Genomic DNA, 24,938 nt, shown 5'->3' with positions numbered 1-24,938 from the left:
TAACGACTTGGTTGTCTCCAGAACTCACAAACCAATCAGATCACTCCGATCAATCCATGAGCCGCAGATCCCGCGCCGCCCACGCTTCTCTTTCTTGTCTCTACTACCAACAATGTCAAAGAGCACGCCGCATCTGCGGCGTTCGAGAGAAGCGAAAGATTTCGAGCCCTCAAGGTGAAGGCCGAACCCGTCGACAAAACTCAAATGATAGCGACGTTGGAGGCGCGAAAACCATCCGGTTGGAGATTCCTCTCCGGAACCGGAGGCTGTCCGCTCCGTCTGGAGCGGCTCGGCGCCACCGCCGTCGTCGATGAACGCCATATAGGAGATGGTTCGGCCGCCTGTCAACGACCATTTCGCAAAAACTTCAAAAAAGTCGCGACAGGCCGGCGCAGCGCCGTCCTGCGGCCTCGAAGCCTCCGCCGTTGGGGGTCGAGAGGCCCCGCTCCGTCGCGGACTTCGCCAGATCTGCGTCTGTCGTTTCGGCGGCTGCGAACCTGGTGGCGCCGTCAGACCGCTGAGCGTGAAGCGGGCCACCGATCGCTTCACGCTTGCAGGAGATCGAGGGCCGCTCGGGCTAGCCAATTCGGTCACGAATGGGGCTGTCATGGGCGAGCCGGCTTCAGCCGCCAGGGCTGGCTGGAGCCTGCCAACCGCAGGTCGAGCTTCGGAGATTCCGTCTCCCGATGGTCGCGTGCCGCGGGAGGAGGAACCGGCGGGCGGCTCGCAGCACGGCTTCATGTGCGGAGCGAGCGCTCCCCCATCCGTCTGCGTCGCACCTCAGGCGAAGGAAACGGATCTGCCTTTCGAAGCGGGTGCACCTCTTGAGGCGAATTGACGGTTTTTTCCGTTCGCGCGCGCATGCGAGGACTTGCGAGGACTGGTGCCGGGCCGCTGGGCCGCCATGCCGGTCCTCACGGTCGGAGCCCCCTCCCCCAAGGACGAAGCATCGCCGACGCGGTGCCCTTCCAGCAGGGTCGCCGTCGCCTCACGCTTGAGCCGGCGCAAGCACTGGGCTATTCGGATGAGGCTCATGGCCTGAAAAAGCCGGCGTGTCCGTTGGGAGCGGCCGGGATTTCGCCACCTTGTTGGACCAGGGCGACGGAATGGCCGGTCGAAGCTCCGAGACCGTCCTTCTGGGGAGAAGAATGAATCGAACGCGGCTAGATGGTCTCAGCCTTCGTCCGGATCTCGGTGACGAGCCCGCGCTCGTCGCCGATCGCCGACGCCGGCCGGACAAGCGCCAAGTGTCGGCGCGCTGGTTGGCGGGCACCCTTCTCACTGGCGTGACTTCGACGACGCTGATGGGCATCGCCCTGTCGGCAGCGCTCGACGGGCATCAAGGCGCAGCGCGGCCAGCGGTCGCGACCGCGGCCGCGACGATCGATGGCGAGGAACTCGCCAAGGGCGAGCGCGTCGTCGCGACCGCCCTTCCAGTCGCCCGCTCCCGTCAGATCATGGAACTGTCGACGCTGACCCGGAAGGGCGACCGGGAGGTGTTGCGCACGCTTCCCTTCGGCTACGTCAACATGCTGCTCGCCGCCCGCTATCCCGCAACCACCGACTATCCGAGCTTCGACCCCTTGAAGGTCTATGCCACCGACGAGGGCGGCGAGACCGCAACGGAGGAAGACGAGCCGGCGAAGATCTATGGAGCCCGGGTCGAATCGGAGGTGAGGCTCAAGGTATCGAGCTTCGACTTCGATCCGGTCGCCTATCAACGAAACGTCGAGCTCGACGCGGCGGCGGCGGAGAACCTCGTGCGCTCCGTCGCCCCGCGCCTCGGCAGTCAGCCGGTGCAGGTCGCCTCGCTCGGCACCGTCGATCCGTTCCGCTTCGGCCTCAGCCCCGATCCGGCCGGCGAATACGAGCCGGGCTCGGCTTTCCGGGTCGTGGCACAGAACGTTTCCTACGCGGTAGCGGACACGAGCGACGACCGGCCGCGCTTTCATGAAGAGATCGTGCCGTTTCGCCAGACGTCGCCGATCACCGACATGCTGAGCCGCGCCGGCCACGACGACGGTGCGGCGAAGGCGGCGGTCGAGGCGCTGGCCGAGGAACTGGGAAAGGATACGCTCGAGCCGGGCGATGCGCTGCGGATCGGCGTCGAAACCCCGCCGCGGACGAACGCCGACGAAGCGCCGCCGAAAGGCGAGGTCGTTCGCCTGTCGGCCTATCGGGCGGGGAACCACCTCGCAACCGTCGCGGCCACGCGGGATGGTCCCTTCGAGCCATCGCAATCGCCGGAAATGTCCGATTCGGTCACTGAAGCGATCGACGAGAACGAGAGCGAAGCGCCGATCCGCGGCGACATGCCGACGATCTACGACGGCCTCTTCCAGGCGGCTCTGTCCTACGGGCTCGACGTGCGCATGTGCCAGCAGCTGACGAACATGCTGGCGACCGACGTCGACCTGCAGTCGCGGCTGTCGCCGAGCGACCGGCTGGTGGTCTTCTATTCGATGACCAAGGACGGCGACGACGAGGATCCCGGCGAACTTCTTTACGTGGAAGTCCATGTGGGCGATTTCGCCAAGCGCTACTATCGCTTCCGGCCGACAAAATCCGGCGTTGCCGGCTATTTCGACGAGGACGGCCAGAGCGCCGGCCACTTCCTGCTTCGCAAGCCGGTTCCGAACGCCCGATTCACCTCCGGATTTTCCGCCGGCCGCAAGCATCCGGTGCTCGGCTACAATCGTCCTCACTGGGGGGTGGACTGGGCGGCACCGCGCGGATCGGCGATCCTCGCCGCTGCCGACGGCATCGTCACGAAGGTCGGCTGGGAGAGCGGTTACGGCCGCCACACCGAACTTCGCCACGCCAACGGCTACGAAACGACCTATTCCCACCAGAGTGGCTTTGCCAAGAAGCTCAAGGTCGGCCAGCGCGTGCGCCAGGGCCAGGTGATCGGCTATGTCGGCTCGACCGGCCTTTCCACCGGCAATCACCTGCATTTCGAAGTGCACGTCAACGGCAAGCCCGTCGACGCGATGCGCATCAAGATCCCGCCGGGCCAGACCCTCGAGGGCGAGGACCTGGTCACCTTCAAGCGTGAACGCAATCGGATCGATGCGCTGCTCGAAGAACATGTGGATGCACCGCTGCTGGCGGCGCAGTAGGGCGGCGGCGGAGCAACAGCCTGTTTCGACAGAACGGTTGGCTTGATCCGGCCTGGCCGAGTCGGAAGCCCGAGATTTCGTCGCCAGAAGACTCGATTGCCGACGAAGCAGATCGGGGCTCATTTGCAGTAGGTCGCGCCGTTGCGTCTCGCCGCCATGTCGAAATGGAAATGGGTGGCATGATCGGCATCGGTGCCGGGGCCCAACACCGTCTTGAATGGTCCACAGGCGGCGCTGCGCACGGCGTCGAGAAACTCCTTCTCGCGCTGGTCCTTCTTTCCCGCCAAAGACGACTGAGGTTCGGATTTCGGATCGCTTGCCGCCTCGGCGTTGCCGGGGCCTGGCGTTTCTTCGGCGCTCCCGGTCGGTTCGTCGCCGGCCGTGCGGCCGTCGCCACCTGCCGCCGAAGGCTCGTCTGGCGCAGCGCCGCCGGCCTCGCCTGGTGACGCGGGCGCATGCGCGACGGGCTCGCTTTCAATCGCCCGCACGGGAACGGTGCTGCCGTCCGAAAGGGCGAAGGCGCCGACGTCGATGGCACTGCCCCGGGCATGTTCGGAAATCTTGTCCTCGGAGGCGCGTGGGCGGCAGACATAGGTCGAGATTTCGTTCAGGGCGGACAACTTTCGCTTCGATCCGAACGCCTCGCGAGCCGCTGGCGCCACCGCGTTCGTCACCCAGTCGTCCAGCGCCAGCGCAGTTCGGCAGAGGAGCTGCGTTTCGCCTGCAACCTTCGTTCCGTCCGATAGGCTACGGATGGTAACTGGCCTCAGCACGCCGCAGGCGCCTTCGCTGATGCTCGGATCCACCGTGAATGCGACGCCGCGTTCCCTCAGCGAGGCTTCGCAGGCCTTGGCGTTCTTGATTGCCGCAGCAGCAGCGACGGTCGCAGCGGGGGTGATCTTCTCCATCGCGTCGCGAAGTGCGTCGGGTGTCGTGACGCGTTGCCTCGCAGGCGGAGCGACGTCGTCTGGTCTGCCGTCGGTTTCGGCTGCGCGATCAGGTCTGGTCTCGGGGACCGGACCGGCGGCAGGAAGGGCAACTTCCCCGGCTGGCTGCATCGTTCCGGCGTCTCGATCAGCTGTCGCTGTTGTCGAGGGCGAAGTTCCCATCGTTTCCGACGGTTCGGATGCCTCCGCCGTCTCGTCGTTACCGATGTTGCCGGCGTCGTCCCTCGATTCGGCTCCGTTCGGATCATCGCTTTGAGGCTTCTTCCCCGCCGAGGCTTGTGTCGGCTCGCCGTTCGGCCCTCTACCGACTGCCGTCACCCCGCCAGCGTCCTCCGCCCCCTTCTCTTCGGCGTCGATGGCCTCGGCGCGTGGTATCGGCACCGGCGGGTGCTCGGGCAGGACGACCTTGCGGTCCTTCCCGCCGGCCCGGCCGAGCCGCAAGCGGCGCCGGGTCTGGCGCGACTGCGCATGCGCTTGTCCAGGACCGGGAAGGACCTGATCGAGCAGCGCGGCTACCGCGGCCCCGCTGCTTGCCGCCGGCGGGGCCACTCCACCCGTCAGGGCTATGGCGGCGACGCAGAGAATCGCGACGCGCCTCACTCGGTGAACTCCACCTGGGTTTCTTTCGGCTGAACGAGCTTGCCCAGAGCTTCAGCGTCCCAATTCGTGAGCCGGACGCAGCCATGGCTTGCGCTCTTATCGATCAGCGCCGGATCGACGGTTCCATGGATGCCGTAGGTCGGCTTGCACAAATCGATCCAGATCAAACCCACCGGACCGTTCGGACCTGGAGGGATCGTCAGCTCCTTGGTGTTGTCGCCCTGGGTGAAGTTCTCGCCGGGTTCGTCGCTGTAGGTCGGTTCCGAGGCGACGCCCACGACCGTGACCTTTCCGGAAGGCGACGGGTTGTCTTCGGAACCGATCGTCGCCGGCGCCGAGAGAACGATGTCGCCGGCCCCATCATAGGCCGTTAACGTACCGACAGCCTTGTCGACCACGATCCGAGCGACCTTGGTAGTCGCCGGGTCGCCAATCTCTGCGACCAGGATCTTGTCACCGGCAGTTTCGAAGTCGGTCTGCGGGTTCAGCGCCTTGAGGAGTTCCTGGTCCATGTGAAATTTCTCGGCCAGCATCTCCGCCGGGCTGTGGAAGCCCAGCCAATCCATCTCGGCAAGTTCCGCGTAGTCGTCCGGGATCTGTTCCACGTACCGGCGGGACAAGTCATCCTCGGCGATTTCATAGGTCGTCATCGCCCTGCCCTGATCCACCACCAGGGCCTTCCACATTTCCTCGTCTGGCTCTCCATCGACCTCGAGGTTCCGCATTGCTTCGTAGGAGCGGATCGCCTTCTTGGTGTTTTCACCCTGGAACCCGTCGATGACGCCCGGTGAAGTGTTCGCCCGGTCGAGCAGGATTTGGAGACGTATCAGGAAGGGGTCCGGTCCTTCCTGATCGTCAGCAGACTGGAGACCGGCTTCATCGGGAATGTCAGTCGAGTTGTCCGATGTGGCGACCACCTTGTCCGGCTCCCCCGGCACCTGAACCATTTGCGGCTCTTCGGTGTCTGCCTGGGAGTTGCCCTCCCCCTGCGCTTCCGTCTTCGACGCTGGCTCGACATCCGGGATAGAGGGGGCGGATTTCGCGGTCTCCGCGATTTCCGCCTTTTCGGTTTGCCGAGCCAGCCAGCCTTGATAGGTCGCTGTGTCGATTGCCGAGAGGGACGAACTGGACGCGGCAAGAGCCGGGAAAAGTGCCGGCGACGTCAGTAGACCCGCCGCCGCAGCCAGTATCGAGCTTTTCATCGAACGCCTCGCTTCGATAGAACCAAAGCCTACGAAACGACCGCGGGCCGCACTTGGCTCCCCAAGATCGAGGGAACAGGTTTCAGAACTTGCCAGCGCGGCACGCTCGCGCGCGAAAAACGCGCCGATGGCAGGCCGTCATCGCCAATCCTACTCGACGAACTCCACCGTGACGCCCGGCTTCACCATCTTGGCGAGTTCCGTGGCGTCCCAATTGGTCAGCCGGACGCAGCCATGGCTGTTGGTCTTGCCGATCTGCGAAGGCTCCGGCGTCCCGTGGATGCCGTAGGTCGGCTTCGACAGGGCGATCCAGATCGAGCCGACCGGGCCGTTGGGGCCGGGCGGGATGGTCAGAACCTTGTCGTTCGCGCCCTGCTTGAAATTGATCTTCGGGTTGTAGGTGTAGTTCGGATTGAAGGCGATGCGGTTGACCTGCACCGTGCCGGAGGGAGACGGCGTGTCGGTCGAGCCGATCGTCGCCGGGTAGGCGGCGATGAGCGTTCCGTCGGCGCCATAGGCCCGCACCTGCTCGCGGCCCTTGTCGGCGATGATCCGGGTCACTTCGCCGCTGACGTTGGCGCTGACATTGGCGACCTTGATGCGGGTTCCCGCACGGTCGAAGTCGGCGCCGGGATTGATCGCCTTCAGATAGTTCTCGTCCATGTGGAAGCGTTCGGCGAGCCGCTCGGAGACGCGCTCGTAGCTCATCTCCGGCAGCTTGGCCTTTTCGCCGTAGTCGGACGGTATCGACGCGACATAAGGGCCGGCGGCGTCCTCGTTGGTGATCTCGTACTCGATGATCGCCGGCCCGCCTGTGGCGTCGAGTTCCTCGGCAAGCGCCTGCGGATTGCCGGTCTCGAGCGTCCTGCCGAATTTCTCGCGGTAGGCTGCCGCCGCCTTGTTGACGTTCGAGCCCATCCGTCCGTCGATGACGCCCGGCGACATGCCGGCTCGGTCGAGCAGTATCTGCAGGGCCGCGACCTGCGCCTTGTCGTTCTTGCCACCCGGGGACGCGACGGCCGGGGCGGGATTGGTCTCGGTGATCGGCTGGCCTTCGCCTGTCGGCAGGGGCTGGGAACCGAGCGAATCGGGCAAAGGCCCATCGGCACCGGGGACCACGCCATCCGGACCGGGCTGCGGCAGGCCTGCCTCGCGAACGGTGTCGCCATCGGTGACACCCGGGCTTGCAGGCGCCGGCAGCGGCGATGCCTCGACGGGGCCTTGATCGTAATAGTCCCTGTCGCCGTAATCGCGGTCGTTCTGGTCGAAGCCCTGGTCGTCATAGGGATCGATCGTCTGCGGACGGCCGAAGCCGTCATCGCGCGGCGCATAGCCACCGCGGGGCGGAACGTCGACCCGCCCCTCCAGCGTCACACCCGGCGGCGGCGGCGCATCGATGATCGCACCCCGCCGTTCGTTGAAACGATCGCGCCGGCGCTGAAACCCACCTCGCCTCGGCTCCTCGACGCCGACCACCCGACCGCGTCGATCGAGAAAGACGCGCTGGCCGTATTGATCGACATAGACCTCGACGGCCTCGTCCGGCACGGCGGAGTCATAGCCCTGCGCCAGGCGCACGGTCGCTTCGTCGTCGAAGGGGCCGGCGCTCGCCGGGCCGGACGCCAGTCCCGCCACGATGAGACCGGAAAGACTTGCTCGTCGCAGTTTCGTCATCAGTTCGATCGTCCTTTGCCGTCGCAGCTTCCGCCGCATCGGCTTCGCGCCACATCGCTTGCGGACGGACCGCCGCAGGGCGACTCGCCAGTCCGAACGAAAAAAGCATCCATGCCAGATCTGAGGCTTGCCACATGAACCGGACATGAAGATGGCCGACGATCACGCTCTGCTCGCATGGTTCGACAGGCAGTGTGCCGCCCGATGGTCCGGAGAGCGCGTGCGGCATTCGGCTCATTTCGGGCCTTCGAAAGGACCGGTGGCCGGCGTCCAACTCTGGTTCGCCCGAACTCGGCACTTCGCCGGCAGCCGAGTGGAAACCGCAGACCCATTTTCGAACCGCCCCGTTTCGTGCTTAGGGACGCCCGAAAACGCGAACGGAGTGTGAGAGATGACGAACGACCTTCCCGACCGGCTGAGCATCGATCCCGACAGCCCCCATTACGACGAGGCAGCGCTCGCCGACGGCGTCGGCGTCCGGTTCAAGGGCGAGGAGAAGACCAATGTCGAGGAGTATTGCGTCAGCGAAGGCTGGATCCGCGTCCAGGCCGGCAAGGCCCTCGACCGCAAGGGCAAGCCGCTGACCATCAAGCTCAAGGGGCCGGTCGAGGTTTATCGGAAGGCCCCCGAAGACGACGAAGAGGCGTGAGCCGCGTCTGCGGCGCCTCCCCGGCGCCGCAGTTCGAACTGCCTTCCGATTTCCCCTCGCCTGGCCGGCCTGCCTCGAAAACGCACGGGGGCGGCGTCAGGCCCTATCGTGGACCGCCATCAGCGACTTCGTCAGGCCGGCCACGCGCTCGTCACGCAGTTCCGCCTCGGGGAACAGACGCCGCATCAGCTTGCGATCGAGCAGGCGAATCTCGGCGACGTTGCGCCAAGCCTCTTCGCGACTTTCCGCGCGCGGAAAGAAGCCGAGATTGCGCCGCTGCATGAGCGCAGCGCGCAGCGAAAGCGGCAGCCACTGGAAGCCGAGCACGCGGAAATGCGGCTCCAGAGGAAACCAGAAGTTCGGCGTCTGGATGAAATAGCGATCCGAAAGCCGCCGGACGTTGTCGGCAAAGGCCTGCATCCTGTCGACCTCGCCGACATGCTCGATCACCGAATTGGAATGAACGAGGTCGAACCGCTTCCCGCCGAACAGGCCGGCGTCGCAGGCATCGCCCGAAACCGCGCTCAGCGCCGCGCTCTTCGGCTCCGGGATCGGCTCGTTGTTCACCAGCGTGATGCCGATCCGGCCGCGATGCTCGGCCAGGAAATCCTCGGCGATCGCCCAGTAGGCTTCGGTGCCGCCGAGATCGAGGACCTCGATCCTGTCTTTTTCCGAAAGTGCCGTTTCCAGAAGCTGTCGGACGTGGCGGAAGCGTTTGGCGCGAAACCTGCGCTCGATGCTGCGCGGATTGCTCATCGGGTCCGGCTTGACCCAAGAGCCCGCTTCTGCGCTCGCGATGGTCATGACAATTTTTACTCCACTTATTAACCCCTCGTTTACGCACAATTACAGCAAACGTTGCATCTTCCAAGTGGTAATTACGAAATTCGCCGGGACACAGATCCGAACGCAGCCGTGAATGCTGATTATTCGCGGATATTCCGGCACAAAAGCACGTAGGGTTCGCATATTTTATTATGTAATACTTTGCGACACCGCCATTCCAGGTTGGCACATTTACATTTATAATAAAATTGGGATGATTTCGCTGCAACGCGTGGGAACATCGCCCCCGGGACCGATCAAGTGCTTCGACGTCTTGCGTCAATGCGCGCGGAACTGCCCGCAACCGAGAGAAACCCGACGAAAGTCGACCACGTCTCGGTCTGCGGGCTGGTCGCGACATCCACCCAGGGCAGGAACGGCGACCGGCAAACGATGCCGGACGGCCCATACGCGACGGCGACGTCGCGCTGCCCCAGATCGGCACAGCCAAGAGAATGAGAGGCGTGCCGATCCGTCCTCGCCCGCACAGATGCGCGAGGTCACACGCTCCGAAGACACGGCAGGAGAGGCCACGCCGTCGCGCGACGAATCGCAGAAGCGGCGGCCTCGTTCGAGCGGCGGCGCACCCTCACGACGCTAGCGCCTGTCATTGCCCCGCCCCTCCCCCGAACGGGCGGTCACGAGCCGCGCCCACAGTGGCCGAGACGCCTTTCGGCGCCAGCCGTGGAAACCGCCCTTCGCCGTGGATGCGGATCGCGCGGTGGATGCGGCTTTCCGATGGGCGAAACGCTCGCCTCAGCGAGGCGCGCGCTTTGCAAGGATCCGCTGCAGTGTCCGCCGATGCATCGACAGACGGCGCGCGGTCTCAGAAACGTTCCTGTCGCAGAGCTCGTAGACCCGCTGGATGTGCTCCCACCGAACGCGATCGGCCGACATCGGATTTTCCGGCACTTCGACGGTAAAGCCGGCAGAACGCAGCAGTGCCGCCGTGACGTCGTCGGCATCGGCCGGCTTGGCGAGATAATCGATCGCACCGAGCTTCACGGCCGTGACGGCGGTGGCGATGTTTCCGTAGCCGGTCAGAATGATCGCCCTGGCATCGGGCCGCTTGCGCTGCAAGGCTGCCACGACCTCCAGCCCATTGCCGTCGCCGAGTCGCATGTCGACCACCGCATGGGCGGGAGCGCTATCTTCGAGAGCACTCAAGCCCTGGGCAATGCTATCGGCGGTCCGCACGAGGAATCCGCGCTGGTCCAGCGCGCGGCTCATGCGACACAGGAAAGGCTTGTCGTCATCCACCAATAGGAGCGTCGGATCACTGACGGGCAACGGCAGTTCAAAAGACAGAGCAGATTGGTCCAGCATTCTTCGCCCCGGTTTCCTCTTTCCATACGCTGCCGGAACCGCTCCGGCACGAGTGACGCGATCCATTGCTGACCGTTCGCCAGCTGGAATGGCTTTGCCGCCATCGAATCGGCACCGGCTCTGCCGGATGCGGCCAATCGACGCCTCAGCTACGGTGCGACTAATTGCGCGGATGCAGCAAGCGTGAACTAAAATTTTTCTTGATCTGCACATTTGCAGATCAGATCGACGGCAAAATCGGCAGTGTTGCGGTCTTGGACGCTGAGCAAACTGGCGTTTGAGAACGCAATGAGAATGAGGGTTTTGATCGCCGGGGCCTACCCCCGCCCATGGGCATGGGTGCTTCGTCAGCGCATAAAAATGCCTATGTTGCAGGCAGTCTGGCCTTCCGAATGCGCCAAGGTTAGGCCCTCTCGCGCGCCTTCATCCGCCACCGCCCGACCGCGTGGCTGCAGCAATTCGCCATGGCCCCTGCTTCGCCTGCCCAGCAACGCATTTTTTCAGGCGCCGACGACGATGTCAGCCCTAACCCGGCCATTCCTGCGACATGTCATCGCAGGACCGGCAGCTAAAATTCCTTGCCGATGCCACGATTGCGCGAATCAAGCCCCCTGATGGCCGTCCGAATCCCCCGCATAAGCGGACCGCGACCAAACGATGGAGGCGATCGCACCCTTCTTCGGGCGGTTCCCGATCTTCACGGCGGCGCCCGAGCGCTGCAGCAAGGTCACGGCGATGAAGAGACCGAGACCGAGGCCGCCGCCGCTTCGCTGGTCACGCGTTTCGCGGCGCGCCATGTAGGGGTCGCCGACACGATCGAGAACCGCGACCGGGAAGCCCGGGCCGTCATCCAGAACCTCGATCCAGACTGACGTCTCGTCCCAGCCAGCCTGGATCACCACCGCCGAGTCGGCAAAATCGACCGCGTTTTCCACGATGTTGCCGACGCCGGAAATGACCGCGGCGTTGCGTGCGGCCACTGGTTCGGCCCCGGAGGATTCTGTCACCTGGACGTCCAGTTGGACCCCGAAATTACGATGGGGTTCTGCGACTTCGTCGATCAGAGCCAGCAGCGAGAGCTTGGCGAGATGGCTTTCGCTGGAGGAGGAGAGCGAAGACAGCCGGCGCAAGATCAGGCGGCAGCGTTCCGACTGCTCGACCAACAAGCTGATGTCGTCCGAAATCGGTTGCCCCTTCGGCACCGAGCGCTGCATTTCCTTTGCGACGAGAGCGATCGTCGAAAGCGGCGTGCCGAGTTCGTGCGCGGCGGCGGCGGCCAGTCCGTCCAGGGCGGAAAGATGCTGCTCACGCTGCAGCACCAGCTCGGTCGCCGTAAGCGCATCCGCGAGAGTTCGGGATTCGGCGGCAACGCGATAGATGTAGACGGCCGCGAACACCAAGGTCGTGACGATCGCGAACCACAAACCGCCGACGTAGCTGGAGGGCAGTACCAGCCCACTCGGTTCGGGCCACGGTAGCGGCATGTGCAAAGTCGCCAGGACCGTGGTCGCCGCGACCGCGAAGCCGGTGATCGTGGCAACGGTTACCGGTGGCTGGGTAGCGGAAGCGATCACCGCGGGAACGATGAGAAAGACCGTGAAGGGGTTCTGTATCCCGCCGGTCAGCATCAGCAGCCCTGCCGGCTGCACGATGTCGAACGTCAGCACGGCGAGCGCGGCTTTCGAGGAGAGGCGGTAGCTGCCCGAATATCGGCTCGCGAGATAGAGGTTGAGTCCGACCGAAAGGCCGATCAGAGCGAAGCAGGGACCGATCGGATAGGGCCACCAGAGAATCCAGGCGACAAAGACGCAGGCGGTGGCCTGTCCAGCGACCGAAAGCCAGCGAAGACGGATGAGCGTCGCAAGCCTCAGTCGCTGGCTTTCCCGCATGAAGGTGACGAAATCGAACCGCTTGTTCGAATGTCCGACACGTCTGAGCTGATCCATGTCTTGCCGCTTCGCTGAACGCGTTCTGCCACTTACGTCTCAGCGACTATAATGCCGTCGTCTTCGATGCGCTCCCGCCGATTGTCGCGGAGACGTCCCCTCGTCCGATCGGGGCAAATTCCGTAGCCGGGCAAACAAGCTGCCGGCGGATGACAGGAACACCGGGCCGCTCCAGCCTCTTTTAGACATGAAACGTTTCGGAGGAGCGTGGCGATGCACCGCCTGGCCAGTTCGGACGGCCAGCCACCTCGGCCGAAAAACCCATTCGCAAGGAGACGGTAATGGCGCTCGCCAATCTCAAGGATATCTACATCGACCAGCTGCAGGACATCTACAGCGCCGACACCCAGGCCGCGAAGGTCACCGCGGAACTGGCCGAGGCTGCTCACGATGCCAAGCTGAAGGACGCCCTCACTGCTGGCGTCGAGGGGATCAACGAAGGTCGCTCGACCCTGGCCGGGATCATCAAGACCCATGGCGCTGATCCCGCCGAGGAATTCTGCAAGGGCATGGAAGGCCTGGTCAAGGAAGCGCGGTCGCACGGCCTCGAAGAGGACATCTCCGATCCCGATGCACGTGACGCCATGATCATCACCCAGTATCAGCGCATGGCTCATTACGGCATCGCCGGTTACGGCTGCCTCGTCGCCTTCGCCAAGCGGCTCGGCCTGAAGGACGATGCCACGAAGCTGCAAAAGTGTCTCGACGCGACGGCCCATGGCGACCGCACCATGACCGAACTCGCCGAAGGCGGGATCAACAAGGCCGCGGCCTGACCTGCATCGCCTCTAAAGTCTGAGTCAACATTTCAACGGCGCGGCTTTGCCCGCGCCGTTGCCTTTGCGGCGGCCGGATCCTCCGGCCATTCGTGTTTGGGGTAGCGGCCCCTCAGATCGGCGCGGACATCCGCCCAGGATCCCTGCCAGAAGCCCGGCAGATCCTTCGTGATCTGAATCGGCCGGTGAGCGGGCGAAAGCAGCTCCAGCGTCAGCGGCAGCCGCCCGTCGGCGATCGCCGGATGGTCCGAGAGCCCGAACAATTCCTGCACTCGGATCGCCAGCACCGGCTGGTCCTCGTCGTAGCGGATCGGCACGCGCGATCCGGAGGGCGCGTCGTAATGGCCGGGTGCGAGTTCTTCGAGCCGCCCCTGAAACTGCGGCGGGACGAGGCCCTTCAGCGCCGCGATCAGCTTGTCACCGGTCAGATCGTCGAGGCTCGACGCACCGGGCGCATAGGGCAACAGCCATTCGGAGGCAATCTCGGCGAGCGCTTCCTCCCCGAGATCAGGCCACGGCGGCCCGTAGGCCCTTGCGAGAAATCGCAGGCGTGCCAGGAGCCGGTCGCCGTCCTTGCCGAAGTTCAGCCTGGAAAGACCGGTGCGGCGGATCCCCTCGGCGAGGGCCGCAGCGGTCCGTTCGTCGCGCGGCAGCGGCATCGGCACCCGCTCGACCACCGCCTTGCCGAACTTCGTCATCCGCCATGCCCGAACGGCCCGCGCCTCGGCGACGAAGGCGACGACCTCTTCTGCGTCGCCCCGCGCCGACAGGATCCGATCGAGGGCCGCCTTGCCGAGCGTTGCAGCCGACACGATCCGACCGGCGGCGGCAGATCCCTGAATTTCCGCGACGACCAGAACCCGAGCGTTCGAAAGCGCCGCTGCAGCCTCGATCTGTCCGCCACGGCCATTGGCGAGGGTGAACTGGCCGGGCTGCCCCTGACGGAAAGCGACACGGTCCGGAAAGCCGAGGGCGAGGATCGCGCCGACATCGCCGCCGGTCGGCCACTCCGCCGAACCGGCCTCGTGCGCCCGCGCCGCCGAACGGCTGATCGCGGCAATCCTCCGTGCCAGCACCAGCGCGGCCTTCGAGCGCGGATCGCGCCCCGTCCTCAACCGCCGGAGGCGATCCTCCAGATCGACGTCGGTGCCGCCGAGGCCGCGCTCGGTCAAAAGGACGGCAAGGTCTGCGGCGGTCGCCGTGTCCTCCGGGTCGGCGGCAGCGACCATGTGCGCCAGCCGGGGCGGCAGCGGCAGCTTGCGCATCGCCTCGCCCGCCGGCGTCAGCCGGCCCGCCGCGTCGAGGGCGCCGAGTTCCGCCAGGAGCTTTTGCGCCTCGCCGACCGCAACCGGCCTCGGCCTGTCGAGCAGCGCCAATTGGCCGAGGTCTCCAACGCCCCAAGCAGCGCTGTCGAGGATGAGGCCGGAAAGGTCGGTGGCGAGGATCTCCGGCTCGTCGAAGGCCTCCAGCGCGGCAGTCTGTTCGGCCCGCCAGAGGCGGATCGCCACGCCCGGCTCGGTTCGGCCCGCACGGCCCGCCCGCTGATCGGCCGAGGCGCGCGAGACGCGGACGGTCTCGAGCCGCGTCAGGCCGGTCTCCGGCTCGAAGACCGGTCGGCGCTTCATCCCGGAATCGACGACGACCCGCACGCCCTCGATGGTGAGGGAGGTCTCGGCGATGTCGGTGGCGAGCACGACCTTGCGGATGCCGCGCGGTGCCGGCCGCACCGCGCGGTCCTGCTCGGCGGCGTCGAGCGCACCGTAGAGCGGCGCCAGCATGACGCTTTCGGGTAGGATCGGCTCCAGCCGTTCGGCCACCCGGCGGATCTCCTTCTGGCCCGGCAGGAAGACGAGAATGCTGCCCGTCTCCTCGCCCAAGGCGGCGCGCACGGCGCTCGCCGCGGCATCCTCGACCGTGACCGTGCCCGGCCGCTCGCGGTGGACGATCGTCACCGGAAAGGCCCGCCCCCGGCTTTCGACCACCGGCGCGTCGCCGAGCAGCGCCGCCACCCGCGCCCCATCGAGGGTTGCCGACATGACCAGGAGCTTCAGGTCGTCGCGCAGGGCGGCGGCGACGTCGATGGCCAGCGCCAGGCCGAAATCGGCGTCGAGCGAGCGCTCGTGGAACTCGTCGAAGATCACCGTGTCGACGCCGGCAAGCTCCGGATCGTCGAGGATCATCCGGGTAAAGACGCCCTCGGTCACCACCTCGATGCGGGTCTTCTTCGAGATCCTGGTGTCGAGCCGCATGCGCCAGCCGACCGTCTCTCCGACCTCTTCGCCGAGCAGCGCCGCCATGCGCCGGGCGGCGGCCCGCGCGGCAAGCCGGCGCGGCTCGATGAGAACGATCCTGGCGGCGGCGCCCGACTTCAGGAGATGGATCGGAACGACGGTGGTCTTGCCGGCGCCGGGTGGGGCGACAAGGATGGCGCTTCCACGCGCGGCCAGGGCTTCGCTCAGGCCGCCGAGAACCTCGACGACCGGCAGGGCCCGCGCCTCTTCCGGCAGGTGGTCGAGAAGCTGCGCGTTCAACGGGGGCGCTCCTCGTCCCTCGCCCCCTGCCCCGCCCGGTCGTCCTCGCCGATGTCCACCACATCGCTGCCGGCGGCTTCGGCATCCGCCGGATCGTGGGTGACGAGGATCGCTGGCATCCGGCGTTCGCGGATGCGCGAGAAGACAAGGTCCCGGATGGTCGCCCGCAGCGCCTGGTCGAGCCGCGAGAACGGCTCGTCGAGAAGCAGCGCCTCGGGCTCGGCGAGCAGCGTGCGGGCGAGCGCCACCCGCGCCGCCTGCCCCCCCGACAGCGTCGCCGGATCGCGGGAGAAGGTTCCGTCGAGGTCGACTTCTGCGAGCATCACTTCCACCGCCTGCCGCCGTCCGGTCCTGCCGCGAATGCCGGGGGCGAGCGCAAACAGCAGGTTTTCACCGACCGACATGTGGGGAAACAGCAGCGCGTCCTGGAAGAGCAGGCCGAGCCGGCGGCGCTGCGGCGCAAGGCGCGTCAGATCGCGGCCGTTGAGGAAGACGCGGCCTCGCGCGTTGAAAGCCGGATCGAGAAAGCCGGCGACGAAGGCGAACAGGCTCGACTTGCCGGAGCCGGACGGCCCCATCACGGTCAGTGTCTCGCCCGGCGCGACGGCTCGGTCGATGGCAAGAAGCCGATGCTGGCCGAGGGCGATCTCGACGCCGGAGAGGACGAGCCCGGTACCTGCAGGCTGGGCGATTTCGTCATGGTGCTGGCGGACAGCCGAGTGGCTCGCCTCGCCCGTCGCGGGTTGATGAACGTTCATGCGGGCTTCATCGCCCGCCTGCTTCGCCAGAGCAAGCGCGGCAGGGTTCCCGACAGCGTGAAGGCGAGGAACGGCAGCAAGGTCTGGAGCAGCGCATAGGCGCCGATGACACGGCGATTGCCGCCGGAGGCGAGCGCCACCGCCTCCGTGGTGATCGTCGGCAGCCGCCCGGCGCCGATCAGAAGCGTCGGCAGATACTGGCCGACCGACGTGGCGAAACCGATGGCAAGCGCCGTCAGGACGGCGTGGGTGAGCATCGGCAGGCGGACGCGGAACAACCCCGCGACTGCGCCGTGGCCGAGGCTGGCTGCGACCTGTTCGTAGCGCGGATCGACGGCGAACCAGGGATCGGCCAGCGCCAGCGCGACATAGGGCGCCACGAAGACCAGATGGGCGGCGATGAGCAAGGGGATCGACGGGCCAAGATCGAGCGACAGCAACGTTACTTGCAGTCCGAAAAGAAAGGCGATCTGCGGGACGATCAACGGCAGGTAGATCAGCCCCGCCACGGCAGGCGACAGGCGCACCGCCCGGCCCGCCGCTGCAGGAAACTGCCGGCGGCGCGCCTCCAACAGCATGACGACGAGGACGAGCGCCAGGCTTGCCGAGAGGATCGCGACGAGAAAGGTCGTCGTCAGCGGTCCAGCGGCATTCGGCAGGACGCGGCTCCAGGTCGACAGGTCGGCGCTCGGCGGAAGGACATCGGGGAAAGCCCAGAAGCCGGCGATCGACCAGACGAACAGCCAGGAAAGGCCGAAGAACACGGAAGCACCCGCAAGTGCGACGGGGATTGATGCGGCGAGGCGCGTCGCCCCTTCCTCAGCGAACCGGCGCCCGCCCCCCGTCACCCTGCGCCGCAGCGCCGCGGTCAGCTGCTCCCCCGCGATCCACAGGAGAAGCACGGCACCGGTCACCGCGAGTTGCAGGAGCGCGCCGGCCGAGGCCATGAACCGCAGCGACAGGTCGGGATCGTTCATCCAGGCGACGAGGCGGACGGCGAGCGGCGCCGGCAACGACGGCCCGAGGATCAGCGCGACGTCGACAACGCCGGAGGCATAGGCCGCGACCGCCAGCACCGGCAGGCGGATCTGGCGATAGACCCCCGGCCAGACGGTCAGGAGAAAGCCTGCCATACGCCCGTAACCGAGGGAGGCCGAAAGCCGCATGCGTCGCACGGGATCGGCCTGCGGCAGGGCGGCGAAGGCGACGAGAAGCAGAAACGGCATCTCCTTGGCGATCAGCCCCGCCATCATCGCAAGGCCCAGCGGATCGCCGACGATCAGAAGGTCGGGCGGCCGATCGAATCCCAGCGGCTCGGCCAACAGCCGGAAAACGAGGCCCGACGGCGCAATCAGGAAGGCGAGGCCGAAGGCCGCCGCGGCGTGCGGCACGGCCAGCAGCGGCGCCAGCAGCCGCCGGGCGAGACGGTCCCCGGCGGTGCCGTGGAACGCGGCGAGAAAGAGAGCGACGCCGAGCGTCGAGATCGCCGTCGTGACGAGACCACTCGCCAACGACAGCAGAGCCGACGTGCCGAGGCCTGGCGTGGCGAGCAACTGGCGGAACGGGGCGAGCGAGAATGCCTCGCCACCGAGCGCCGGCAGATAGCCGAAGGCCGGAAGGACGACGCCGACCAGCCCGACGCCGACCGGCAGGGCAAGGAGAGCCGGGACCGCAAGGGCGATGGCGGCGCCGGGAGCTTTGCTGAGACGACCGTTTCCGTTACCCGCCAACGAGGTGTTGCCCGCATTGAACCGCGTCTTCGCCGAAACGACTCGTCAACTGCAGTGCCACCGGCAGCAGACGGTCTGCGACCCGCTCAGTTCCCATACCGCCGCTTCCACTCCTCTTCGATCCGGGTCATCCAGCTCGAATGCGGCTCGGCGAGCACCGGACCGAGCTGCGACGGCGGCAGGGTGGCGATGCCGCGGTCGATCGCGGCGAAGGCGTCGCGGTCGTCCTCGGGCAGCTTGTCCATGGCGAGCACCGTCGGGTCGCCCCAGTAGCGCGGATCCTCCTTGCGCAGCTGTGCTTCGGACGAGATCAGGAAGTCGGCGACGACCTTCGCCGCCGCCTTGGCCGAGGAATTGAACGGGATCGCGACGAAATGGGTGTTGCCGAGGGTGCCTCCCGGGAATGTGAATGATCGAACCGTGTCGGGCAGTTCGCCTGCTGCGATGGCAGACGAGGCCTCGGCCGGATTGAAGGCGAAGATGATTTCGACTTCGCCGTCGGCCAGCATCTGCTTCATCGCCGGATAGTTCTGCGGATGGTCGCGGCCTGAGCGCCAGAGCACCGGCTGGATCGCGTCGAGCCAGTCCCAGAGCGGTTTCGTCACCGCCTCGAAATTCGCCTCGTCCACCGGCTTCTGAAAAACCGCCGGGTCCGGGGTCGTCTCGATCAAAACCTGCTTGAGGAAGCTCGAGCCGATGAAGTCCGGGGGCGCCGGATAGGAGAACCGGCCGGGATGGGCCTTCGCCCATTCGAGCAGTTCGCCTGCCGATTTCGGCATGGCCTCGACTGGGCCGGAGCGGGCGGTATCGGAGAAGAAGACGAGCTTGGCTCCGCCCCAGGGCGATTCCTGACCCTTGGTCGGGACCGTGAAGTCGACCGTCACGCTGGGGTTGGACGTGTCGACGTATTGCCAGTTGGGAAGCTCGGTCGCGAAGCCCTCGGCGAGCAGGCCCTGTTCCTGCATCGCGACGAAGTTCTCCCCATTGATCCAGACGAGGTCGATGGAGCCGCCGGTATCCTTGCCGGCGGCCTTTTCGGCAACGACGGTGGCGACGGCAGCCGCGGTATCGTCCAGCTTGACGTGGTTGAGCGTGACGCCGAAGCGCTGTTTCACCTCGCCGCCGACCCAGGCGATGTAGTCGTTGATGTTCTGCGAGCCGCCCCAGGCATTGAAATAGACGGTCTCTCCCTTCGCCTCGTCGAGGACGGACTGCCAGGCGGCATCCGGTGCGACTTGCGCCCATGCGCCGCCTGCGAAGACGAGGCTTGCCGCCATGGCCATGGCAGCGACCCGATTTTGAACCATATTCACTCCACGGCAAGGTTCGGTGGCGCGTTGGCCGCCGCGATTGCGGATAATCTCAGCTTCGCTCGCAGACACAATTTGTTTCTGCTCTCACGCCACTTAAGCAGGCGGCGCGGCCTGATGCCAACGGCCCCGGCTTCGGCTATGGAATTCGAAGGCAACCACACGACTCGACCGGCATGCCCTGACAGCCGGCTCAGGAGACGCGGCAGATGACCGACGAACGCAAGACACTGGTGCTGACCGGGGCCTCCCGAGGCATCGGCCATGCCACCGTCAAACGCTTTTCGCGCGAGGGGTGGCGGGTGATCACCTGTTCGCGGCAGGATTTCGCCGAGAACTGCCCTTGGCCGGCCGGGCCCGAGGACCACATCCGGGTCGATCTCTCGGACCAGGAGGACGTCGGCTACGCAACGTCGGAAATCCGCCGGCGGCTCGAGGCGAACGGCTCCAAGCTGCACGCCCTCGTCAACAATGCGGCGATCTCGCCGAAGGCCCAGGGCGGCGCGCGGCTCGATTCGATCCAGACGCCGATGCACATGTGGCGCGACGTCTTCCAGGTGAACTTCTTCGCCCCGATCATGCTGGCGCGCGGGCTGTTCAAGGAATTGTCCAACGCGAAGGGCTCGATCGTCAACGTCACCTCGATCGCCGGTGGGCGCGTCCATCCCTTCGCCGGCACGGCCTATGCGACGTCGAAGGCGGCGCTGAACTCGCTGACGCGTGAGATGGCGCACGACTTCGGGCCGGCCGGCATTCGCGTCAACGCCATCGCGCCGGGCGAGATCGAGACGGCGATCCTGTCGCCGGGCACCGAGAACATGATCGAGGACATCCCGCTGCGCCGGCTCGGCCAGACGTCGGAAGTCGCCGACGTCATCTACTTCCTGTGCTCCAGCCAGTCGAGCTACGTCAACGGCTCGGAGCTGCACATCAATGGCGGGCAACACGTCTGAGTCGCGCCGTCGCGGTCTCGGCGACGAGGAATAATCCCCTACCCGCCCCGCACCTCCTCCAGTGTACCGTCGAGATCGGCGCGCAGCAGCGCGGTCAGAAGCCGCGGGAAATCCTTTTTCGATACGAGGCCGGCGAGCGTCTCGGCATCATTGCCGAGGCCGAGGGTTTCGGCCGCCTGCAGGGCGCGCTTGTCGGCAAACGGATAAAGTTCGCCCCAGGCGACTTGCACCTCGCGGAAGAAGATGTCGGCGCCGGTGTCACCAATTCCCTTGAATGCCTTCAGGAGCCGCCGCTCCTCTGCGGGATCGCGTCCCGCCGCCTCGCGCAGCTTGCGCAGGTCGCCGCCATAGGCGTCGCGGCAATGGTCGGCGACGTCCTGGAGAAAGCGCGAGGTCTTCTCGTCGAAGCGGGCGTAGCCGTTGCGATTGAGGATCACCACCCGTTCCTTCCACGTCGCCTCGGCCATGTGATCAGCAGTGGTCAGGCCGGCATCCTTCAGTGCCTTGGCGGCGCGGAGCGCCTGGTCGGCCGAGATCCGCGCCGAAAAGAGGTTCGCTGCGACGAGCCAGAGGAACAGCGGCATCGGCGTATTCTTCGACAGGTCGAGGCCCATCTCTTCTGCGAAGGTCTTCTGCGTTCGCTGCAGCAGCCTCTCGACGGTCGCGGCCTTTGCAGACGTCTCCGCCATGGTCACACCCGCGATGCCGGGGGATTGTTGCGCGCGTCGAGGGCGGAAAACAGGAGGCCGAAGCCCGAGGTGATGAAGGAGATTCCGAGGAAGACGCCGATCGCCCAGATCGCGGTCCCCGGCAGGCCGAGGATCAGGAAGACCGCCAGCACGATGTCGATGATGCCGGAAACCACCACGAGCCAGAAGCGAGTCGTCGACAGCCGCACGGCGCGGGCGATCGAAAAATTGAAAAGACCCGATAGAAAGAAGAACACGGCGAGCAGCCATGTCAGGGTCACCGTGCCGGCCAGCGGATCGTAGATGATGATACCGCCGAGAACGACGCTGAGGATGGCGAGCAGAAGGCTCGACCAGAAGCCAGGGGCCGCGCGCGCGCGGAACGCCGCCACGCAGCCGATGACACCGCCGAGGATGAGGAGCCAGCCGAAGAACAGCGTCGTCGCCAGCGTCGCGGCGAAGGGCACGAGCAAGGCGAGGATGCCGACGACGATCATCAGCGCGCCCTGGAAAGTGTAGTATTTCCAATGATCGTGAAGATAGCGCTGCGCGGCTTTGACGGCCTCGCGCTGGCTGACTTCGCCGGCGGCCGGATTGCCCGCGCCCAAGCCGCCTTTGGGAGGGCCGTTCGGCCCGATTTCGGTCGCCATCGTGTCGTCCTCCTGGATATGCCGAACGTCATTGCGCGACGTCTGGCGAATGGTGGCACGGAACGAAGGTTCCATTATGAACGACTGGTCAAGCCCTCATCCGTGGCGTGTGAGACTGCGCGCCGTATCGAGCAAACGTTCGCAGAGAGATTCGAGGCTAGTGCGGGCGACGTCGTCGGTCAGCCGGCCGTTTTCGTCGAAGCCGTCCGCCGCCCGCGGCACGATGCACTGCTGCGTCATGACCTCGGCGCCGAGCGCACGCAAGACGATGCGGATGGCTTCCAGACCCCGCATCCCGCCGAAACTCCCCGGCGAGGCCGAGGCGAGGCCCACGACCAACCCCTTGAACGGCTGGACCGGGCGCTCGTCGACCTTGCGCACCCGGCTCGCCCAGTCGATCGCATTCTTCAGCAGCGGCGGAACCGAGGCGTTGTATTCCGGCGAGACGATGAGGAGCCCGTCCTGGGCGGCGATCCGCTGGGCGAGGAGCTGGGCGTTCTGCGGCACCCCCGATTCGGTTTCGACGTCGCCGTCATAGATCGGCAGCGGATAGTCGGCGAGGTCGACGCGGCTGATCACCGCATCGGTCATGGCGAGCAGACGCATCGCCTCGGATGCGAGTTTGCGGTTGTAGGAGCCGAGCCGCACCGAGCCGGGGAGGATGAGGATACTGGAGTTCAAGCCGCCGTGGCCCCGCCTTGCGCCGCCCGGTCCTGGCTGTAGATCCAGACCCGTGCAGGTGGGATGTTCGACCAGACCCGGCGCGAAGAAGAGACGGAGAACACGCCGGGTACCGGCCGGACCGGCGGGGTGACCATGTACGACAACTGGGTCAGGTTGCCGCCCGGCAGGAGCCGCTCGAAATAGCGCGAAAACAGCGCCTGCCGCTTGGCTTGGGGCATGTTGACGATTGGGATCGCGAAGAGGATCGCTGCATATTTCGGGCTTTCGCCGACCGGCCCCAGCGTCTTGTCCAGATCGAGGCCGTCGCCGTGAATGACGTTGACCTTCGGAAACCGCTGCTGAAGCTTCCTGGCAAAGTCGCGTTCGTACTCGATCGACGTGATCCGCTCCGGCGCGACGCCCTGTTCGAGTAGCGTCCGCGTCACCACGCCGAGGCCGGGTCCGAGTTCGAGAACCGGGCCGTCGAGCCCGGTCGTGGCGTGCTTCACCATCATCCGGCAGTAGCCCCGACTCGACGGCGCCACGGCCCCCATCTTCAAGGGGCTGCGGACCCATGTCGCCAGGAACGGCAACCAGTCCCCCTGGGTGGGCTCGCTCTTCGATCGGCTCATCGCGTCATTCCCTCACAAACTCCGGCTCATCGATCCGCCACACACACCGACCTTCGGCATCATGTCGATCGATAGACGAGGACGCGGGCGGGCGGCAGGTTCCGCTTCACCCAAGGGCTGATTTCGAGCTTCGCGCCAATCCGCTCCGGCTTGACCGGCTGCGTGAAGGCATAGGAAAACTGGATGAACGGCGCGGCAGGTTTCATTCGCTCGAGCGAGCGGGAAACGACTTCCTCGCGCTTGTCGTCCGGCCGGGTGAACAGCGGCAGGCTGGAGACCACCGCCTCGAGCGGATCGACGCCGATCCACTCCGGCAGCGAGGCGCCGATGGCATAGGCGTCGCCCTGGATGACTTCGGCGGCGGGAAAGCGCGCCCTCAGCAATTTGCAGAACTCGCGGGAGTATTCGACGAGCACCAGGGACCGCTCGGGTACGCCGCGGGCGATGAGCATCTGCGTGACGACGCCGGTGCCGGGTCCGAGCTCCAGAACCTTGGCATTCGGCGAGAAGGTCGCGGGATCGGGAACATAGGAGGCCATCGCCCGGCCCAGTGCCCGCGACGAAGGGGAGACCGCCCCCATGATCAGCGGCCGCTGCAGCCAACCGCGAAAAAATCGCGCCTCGTCACTCACCTTGATGCGCGGGCGGGCCTGTGTCTGCGCTCGCCGCTGCGGTACTTCCAGCACGCGTCTTCCTCCGTCACTTCGAATGCGCATCGAACGAAGCCATTCGTCCGACCGCGGACGTCGGAACCGCTTTTCGCACGGCCGCCGTCACTGGGATAGGATGTCGAAAATGGAGCGCTTCAGGTATCGCTCAACCCTTCGAAGAATTCCTTCATCCGGGCGAAGAAGCCGCTCGACTGCGGCGAGTTCTCGGTCGAGGAGATACGCTCGAACTCCTCGAGGAGTTCACGTTGGCGCCGCGACAGGTTCTGCGGGGTCTCGATCGCCACCTGGATGAAGAGATCGCCGGTCTGCGGCGACTTCAAGACGGGCATGCCCTTGGCGCGCAGGCGGAACTGCGTGCCGCTCTGGGTGCCGTCGGGGATCTTCACCCGGCTGGTATTGCCGTCAAGCGTCTGGACGTCGATGTTGCCGCCGAGCGCGGCGGTCGTCATCGACAGCGGCACCTTGCAGAAGAGATCGGCCCCTTCGCGCTGGAAGAACTCGTGCGGCCGGATCGACAGGAAGATGTAAAGATCGCCGGCCGGCCCGCCGCGAAGCCCGGCCTCTCCTTCGCCAGCAAGCCGGATGCGCGTCCCATCCTCGATCCCGGCCGGAATGTTGACCGACAGGCTGCGCTCTTCGGGCAGTCGTCCGTCGCCGCCGCACTTGCCGCACGGGTCGGTGATGACCTGGCCGCGCCCCTGGCAGGTCGGACAGGTGCGTTCGATCGAGAAGAACCCCTGGGCGGCCCTGACGCGGCCGATGCCGCCGCAGGTCGGACACGACTTCGGCATGGAGCCGGGCCGCGCTCCCGATCCGGTGCATTCGTCGCACTGAACGGTGGTCGGCACGCCGATCTCGGCAGTCTTGCCGGAATAGGCTTCCTCGAGGTCGATCTCCATGTTGTAGCGAAGGTCCGAACCACGCTCGCGACCGCCCGAACTCTGCCGGCCACGGCCACGACCACCCATCATCTCGCCGAAGATGTCGTCGAAGATGTCGGCCATCGAGGAGGCGAAGTCGCCTTTGAAGCCGGCGGCTCCTGCCCCGCCATTCTGGAACGCAGCGTGGCCGAAGCGATCGTAGGCCGCCCGCTTCTGCGGATCCTTCAGAACCTCGTAAGCTTCGCCGAGCTCCTTGAACTTGATTTCCGACTCGGTATCACCCGGATTGCGATCCGGGTGATATTTCATCGCGAGCTTGCGAAATGCACTTTTCAGGCCCTTGTCGTCGACATCGCGGGCCACGCCGAGCATCTCGTAGTAATCGGCCTTCATCACGCTTCCATTG

At 65.9% G+C, this 24,938-nt stretch carries 20 protein-coding genes; 4 read left to right on the top strand and 16 right to left on the bottom strand.

The genetic code is table 11. From position 1 onward, the window contains the following. The first annotated feature begins 1,148 nt into the window (after positions 1-1,148). Positions 1,149-3,119: a M23 family metallopeptidase gene (locus tag GTK09_RS21550; RefSeq protein ID WP_163465456.1), complete on the top strand. Its 1,971-nt coding sequence runs from the start codon at positions 1,149-1,151 to the stop codon at positions 3,117-3,119. A 119-nt stretch (positions 3,120-3,238) separates the two neighbouring features. Here GTK09_RS21550 and GTK09_RS27245 read toward each other — a convergent pair whose 3' ends face one another. From GTK09_RS27245 to GTK09_RS21535, 3 genes are all read right to left on the bottom strand, one after another. After that, positions 3,239-4,027: an extensin-like domain-containing protein gene (locus tag GTK09_RS27245; RefSeq protein WP_203561150.1), complete on the bottom strand. Its 789-nt coding sequence runs from the start codon at positions 4,025-4,027 to the stop codon at positions 3,239-3,241. Between the two features lie 635 nt (positions 4,028-4,662). Further along, a complete protein-coding gene (locus tag GTK09_RS21540; RefSeq protein ID WP_246218048.1) occupies positions 4,663-5,868 on the bottom strand; it encodes a L,D-transpeptidase family protein in 1,206 nt (401 codons plus the stop codon). A 150-nt stretch (positions 5,869-6,018) separates the two neighbouring features. Continuing rightward, entirely contained in the window at positions 6,019-7,542 is a 1,524-nt protein-coding gene (locus GTK09_RS21535) for a L,D-transpeptidase family protein (protein WP_163465455.1), read from the bottom strand. A gap of 391 nt (positions 7,543-7,933) precedes the next feature. Between GTK09_RS21535 and GTK09_RS21530 the strand changes: the two genes are divergently transcribed. Further along, positions 7,934-8,191 (top strand): DUF3297 family protein, encoded by a 258-nt coding sequence (locus tag GTK09_RS21530; RefSeq protein WP_163465454.1) that lies wholly within the window; start codon positions 7,934-7,936, stop codon positions 8,189-8,191. Between the two features lie 96 nt (positions 8,192-8,287). Here the strand turns inward: GTK09_RS21530 and GTK09_RS21525 are convergent, their stop codons facing one another. The 3 genes from GTK09_RS21525 to GTK09_RS21515 form a co-directional block, all read right to left on the bottom strand. Continuing rightward, positions 8,288-8,995 carry a class I SAM-dependent methyltransferase gene (locus GTK09_RS21525; protein ID WP_163465453.1) on the bottom strand — a complete coding sequence of 236 codons (708 nt, stop codon included), beginning with the start codon at positions 8,993-8,995 and terminating at the stop codon, positions 8,288-8,290. 777 nt (positions 8,996-9,772) lie between these two features. Further along, on the bottom strand, positions 9,773-10,342 hold the full coding sequence (locus GTK09_RS21520; RefSeq protein WP_163465452.1) for an ActR/PrrA/RegA family redox response regulator transcription factor: 570 nt from the start codon (positions 10,340-10,342) through the stop codon (positions 9,773-9,775). Positions 10,343-10,944: 602 nt separating this feature from the next. Further along, complete coding sequence (locus GTK09_RS21515) at positions 10,945-12,231, bottom strand: ActS/PrrB/RegB family redox-sensitive histidine kinase (RefSeq protein ID WP_163465466.1); 1,287 nt, start codon at positions 12,229-12,231, stop codon at positions 10,945-10,947. Positions 12,232-12,569: 338 nt separating this feature from the next. Between GTK09_RS21515 and GTK09_RS21510 the strand changes: the two genes are divergently transcribed. Beyond that, positions 12,570-13,064, top strand: coding sequence for a DUF892 family protein (locus tag GTK09_RS21510; RefSeq protein ID WP_163465451.1), 495 nt, complete (start codon positions 12,570-12,572; stop codon positions 13,062-13,064). Positions 13,065-13,096: 32 nt separating this feature from the next. Here the strand turns inward: GTK09_RS21510 and hrpB are convergent, their stop codons facing one another. The 4 genes from hrpB to GTK09_RS21490 all read right to left on the bottom strand — a co-directional run bounded on the left by hrpB (position 13,097) and on the right by GTK09_RS21490 (position 19,390). Beyond that, positions 13,097-15,595, bottom strand: coding sequence for an ATP-dependent helicase HrpB (hrpB, locus tag GTK09_RS21505; RefSeq protein ID WP_246218047.1), 2,499 nt, complete (start codon positions 15,593-15,595; stop codon positions 13,097-13,099). After that, positions 15,592-16,353 (bottom strand): ATP-binding cassette domain-containing protein, encoded by a 762-nt coding sequence (locus tag GTK09_RS21500; RefSeq protein WP_163465450.1) that lies wholly within the window; start codon positions 16,351-16,353, stop codon positions 15,592-15,594. The genes hrpB and GTK09_RS21500 overlap by 4 nt, the downstream gene beginning before the upstream one ends. Continuing rightward, positions 16,350-18,035, bottom strand: coding sequence for an ABC transporter permease (locus GTK09_RS21495; RefSeq protein ID WP_163465464.1), 1,686 nt, complete (start codon positions 18,033-18,035; stop codon positions 16,350-16,352). Before GTK09_RS21495 ends, GTK09_RS21500 begins: the two co-directional genes overlap by 4 nt. 134 nt (positions 18,036-18,169) lie before the next feature. Next, positions 18,170-19,390, bottom strand: a complete 1,221-nt coding sequence (locus GTK09_RS21490) for an ABC transporter substrate-binding protein (protein WP_203561149.1) — start codon at positions 19,388-19,390, stop codon at positions 18,170-18,172. Positions 19,391-19,602: 212 nt separating this feature from the next. On the opposite strand from GTK09_RS21490, the gene GTK09_RS21485 reads away from it, so the two are divergent. Beyond that, positions 19,603-20,346: an SDR family NAD(P)-dependent oxidoreductase gene (locus GTK09_RS21485; protein ID WP_163465449.1), complete on the top strand. Its 744-nt coding sequence runs from the start codon at positions 19,603-19,605 to the stop codon at positions 20,344-20,346. A 38-nt stretch (positions 20,347-20,384) separates the two neighbouring features. Here GTK09_RS21485 and GTK09_RS21480 read toward each other — a convergent pair whose 3' ends face one another. The 6 genes from GTK09_RS21480 to dnaJ form a co-directional block, all read right to left on the bottom strand. After that, positions 20,385-21,035 carry a hypothetical protein gene (locus tag GTK09_RS21480; protein ID WP_163465448.1) on the bottom strand — a complete coding sequence of 217 codons (651 nt, stop codon included), beginning with the start codon at positions 21,033-21,035 and terminating at the stop codon, positions 20,385-20,387. A gap of 2 nt (positions 21,036-21,037) precedes the next feature. Continuing rightward, positions 21,038-21,685 carry an HdeD family acid-resistance protein gene (locus tag GTK09_RS21475; RefSeq protein WP_163465447.1) on the bottom strand — a complete coding sequence of 216 codons (648 nt, stop codon included), beginning with the start codon at positions 21,683-21,685 and terminating at the stop codon, positions 21,038-21,040. A gap of 96 nt (positions 21,686-21,781) precedes the next feature. Then, the gene (locus GTK09_RS21470; protein ID WP_163465446.1) at positions 21,782-22,366 is read right to left on the bottom strand and encodes an NADPH-dependent FMN reductase; all 585 of its coding nucleotides are present in this window, start codon (positions 22,364-22,366) and stop codon (positions 21,782-21,784) included. Then, positions 22,363-22,980 (bottom strand): class I SAM-dependent methyltransferase, encoded by a 618-nt coding sequence (locus GTK09_RS21465; protein WP_163465445.1) that lies wholly within the window; start codon positions 22,978-22,980, stop codon positions 22,363-22,365. Before GTK09_RS21465 ends, GTK09_RS21470 begins: the two co-directional genes overlap by 4 nt. Positions 22,981-23,039: 59 nt before the next feature. Beyond that, positions 23,040-23,666, bottom strand: a complete 627-nt coding sequence (locus GTK09_RS21460; RefSeq protein WP_312869939.1) for a class I SAM-dependent methyltransferase — start codon at positions 23,664-23,666, stop codon at positions 23,040-23,042. A 119-nt stretch (positions 23,667-23,785) separates the two neighbouring features. Then, entirely contained in the window at positions 23,786-24,928 is a 1,143-nt protein-coding gene (gene dnaJ, locus GTK09_RS21455; protein ID WP_163465443.1) for a molecular chaperone DnaJ, read from the bottom strand. Positions 24,929-24,938 lie beyond the last annotated feature (10 nt).

The sequence above is a fragment of the Jiella pacifica genome, from assembly GCF_010500815.1.
GTDB classification, from domain to species: Bacteria; Pseudomonadota; Alphaproteobacteria; order Rhizobiales; family Rhizobiaceae; genus Jiella; species Jiella pacifica.
This window is presented reverse-complemented; position numbering and strand designations above follow the sequence as displayed.